General features: G+C 60.6%; 3 protein-coding genes. All 3 read right to left on the reverse strand.

Annotated features, from left to right (window positions below):
- On the reverse strand, positions 1-1220 hold a 1220-nt coding region (locus HUJ17_RS15480), incomplete at its 3' end, for a S8 family peptidase (RefSeq protein WP_290511538.1).
- 172 nt (positions 1221-1392) lie between these two features.
- Positions 1393-1749 (reverse strand): roadblock/LC7 domain-containing protein, encoded by a 357-nt coding sequence (locus HUJ17_RS15485; protein ID WP_290511539.1) that lies wholly within the window; start codon positions 1747-1749, stop codon positions 1393-1395.
- Positions 1750-1910: 161 nt separating this feature from the next.
- A partial coding sequence (locus HUJ17_RS15490) for a calcium/sodium antiporter (RefSeq protein WP_290511540.1) occupies positions 1911-2609 on the reverse strand: 699 nt, incomplete at its 5' end.

The raw sequence follows: 2609 nt of genomic DNA on the forward strand, positions 1-2609 counted from the left end.
ACCTGCAACAGGCGGTTGGGCGACTGGTTGCTGGCATTGCTGATCATGCCGGTGGCGCTGCCATCGACCAATGCCGCGAACACCTGCTCAGGGCTGGCGCTGGGATTCGTTCCCAGATACACGGCCGCTGCACCGGCAGCATGAGGGGCTGCCATGGAGGTGCCGTTCAGGCGTGCGGTCTGGGTGTCGGATTGAAACCAGGCAGAGGTAATGTCGCTACCCGGGGCGAACAGGTCCACACAGGCGCCGAAATTGGAGAACGAAGAGCGCTGGTCTGTTCGGGTGGTGGACCCCACGGTCAGAGCCTCGGCCACCCGGTTGGGAGAGCCGTTGCAGGCGTCGCTGTTATCGTTGCCGGCGGCCACCACCATGCTTACCCCGGCAACTACGGCGTTGCGTACTGCCGTATCCAGGGCGCTGGAGCTACCGCCTCCCAGGGACATATTGGCCACCGCAGGTTTGCGGTGATTGCCGGCCACCCAGTCCACCCCGGCGATCACGCCGGAGTTACTGCCGCTGCCATTGCAGTCCAGTACCCGCACCGGCGCGATTTGTGCCTGCTTGGCCACCCCGTAAACGGTGCCCACGGCGGTGCCCGCCACATGGGTGCCGTGGCCATTACAGTCATTGGTGTTGGCCGGGTCCACACTGCCGCCACCAAACAGGAAACCGCCGCCACTGCTGACGAAGTTACGGCCCGGGCTGACCCGCCCGCTGAATTCGTTATGGCTGGCGCGCAGACCGGTGTCGATCACATAGACGGTGACATCGTTGCCGGCGCTGTTGGGATACTGGTAGCTGCCATCCAGCGGCAGGGCTGGCTGGTCAATCCGGTCCAGCCCCCAGGTGGCGTTCGCCTGGGTAGCGATGGCCTGCACCCGACGGTCCGGCTCCAGGCCGATCACGCCGGGTAGCTGGCCCAGCAAGGTGGCCTGCAGGTCCGTGAGCCGCACGGTCATGCCGGTAAGCGCGTGCTGATAGGTATAAATCACCTCGCCGCCGCCCACCGTGGCCAGCAGTGTGCGAATGGCCGTGGTCAGATCGGTCACCCCAAGGCGCTGAATAATGTCCGGGGCCAGTGTCACGATGTATTGGTTGTCGATGACTTCATTTTGCGTTTGCGTGATAAAAGACGGAGTATCGTCCGCCCACACCGGGCTGAGCACACTGCCACCCAGTAGCGCCGCCAGCAGGGCGCCAATACCTGTTTTTCTCTGCATGAAGATCCCTCCAAAAAGTCGTGCCCTGACGCTAATTAGTACGGTCGTATCTCTCTATGGTGGGGCTGTATCTTTTTGTTGCGTTGAAAGGGGTTCAAAGGGCTGGATGGCTTGTGATTACTGGGGCTAAGCCGTTTTGTGATCCAGGTGTGAAGGGGGAGTGAGTGAAGGACTAAACCAGTCCTCCCAGTGCCGATACGGTTTTCCAGGCGAGCATCTGCATGTGCTGGGAGTTCACCGATGGCCGTGCCATACAGGCAAACACCATATCGTTCACTGGCCAGATGCAGATACACCCTTCCCGGCAACGGATGAATATTTCCTCGCTATGCCCCAGCCGTAACCCCTCGAGTACCCGGTCAGAGGCTTTCTTCATCTCGAAGAACAGCGCACTCTGCTCGTCATAATCCAGCCCCTCACCAATATGCACCACCGGCAGGCCATCATGGCTTATCAGCGATACCAACAGGATGTCATCGGAGGAATCGTGGAGCGCCTGCAGGGGCGGGGTAAGGGTGGTGAGCTTCATTGTTATTATCCCTGCATGGTGGCTTTCAGGTCAGCTTAAGGGCAGGGGTAACTGGAATCAAAGCCAATAACGGTGTTGCCCGTTATTGGCTGGTGAAAGTCGCCGTGCGTCCGATTTACGGTCGCTGGTTCGACTCGCCATCGGCAAGTCGAATGGGGTTATTACGGTTGACCGAATACCGTGCTGAGCAAGTAGAGGGTATAGCCAACGTAAGCAGACAGCAGCAAGGCGCCCTCAAGGCGGTTGATGCGACCTTGCCCCCGGAATCCGTAGCCAATGACGAATAGCGACAGCGTCAGCGCCGCCATGACCAGCATGTCCCGGTTGAACACCTCGGGCCCTACCGCCAAGGGATGAATGGTGCCGGCAATCCCCACCACGGCAAGGGTGTTGAACAGGTTGGAGCCCAGGATGTTACCGAGGGCGATATCGTGCTCGCCCTTTCTGGCGGCAATGATCGACGACGCCAGCTCCGGTAGCGAGGTGCCCACGGCGATGATGGTCAGGCCGATGATCAGGTCGCTGACACCGAATCCATGGGCAATTTCCACCGCCCCCCAGACCAGTACACGGGAGCTGACAATCAGCAGCACCAGTCCCGTCACCAGCCAGAAAATCGACTGTCGCAGGGGCATGGCGCGCACGTCCAGTTCCTGTTCTATCTCGCTGGCCAGCGCATCCTCTTTCTTCTTCATCCCCTGCCAGATCGTCCAGCCCATCAGCGTACCGAACACACCGAGCAGCACCAGCGCATCAAACCGTGTGATTTCGCCGTCCAGCAGCTGCCACGCGGCCAGGGCGGTGACCAGCGCAAGGATGGGCAGCTCCTTGCGCAGCACCTGCGAATGCACCGCGATGGG

Source organism: Alcanivorax sp. (assembly GCF_014762765.1).
Classification (GTDB): Bacteria; Pseudomonadota; Gammaproteobacteria; order Pseudomonadales; family Alcanivoracaceae; genus Alcanivorax.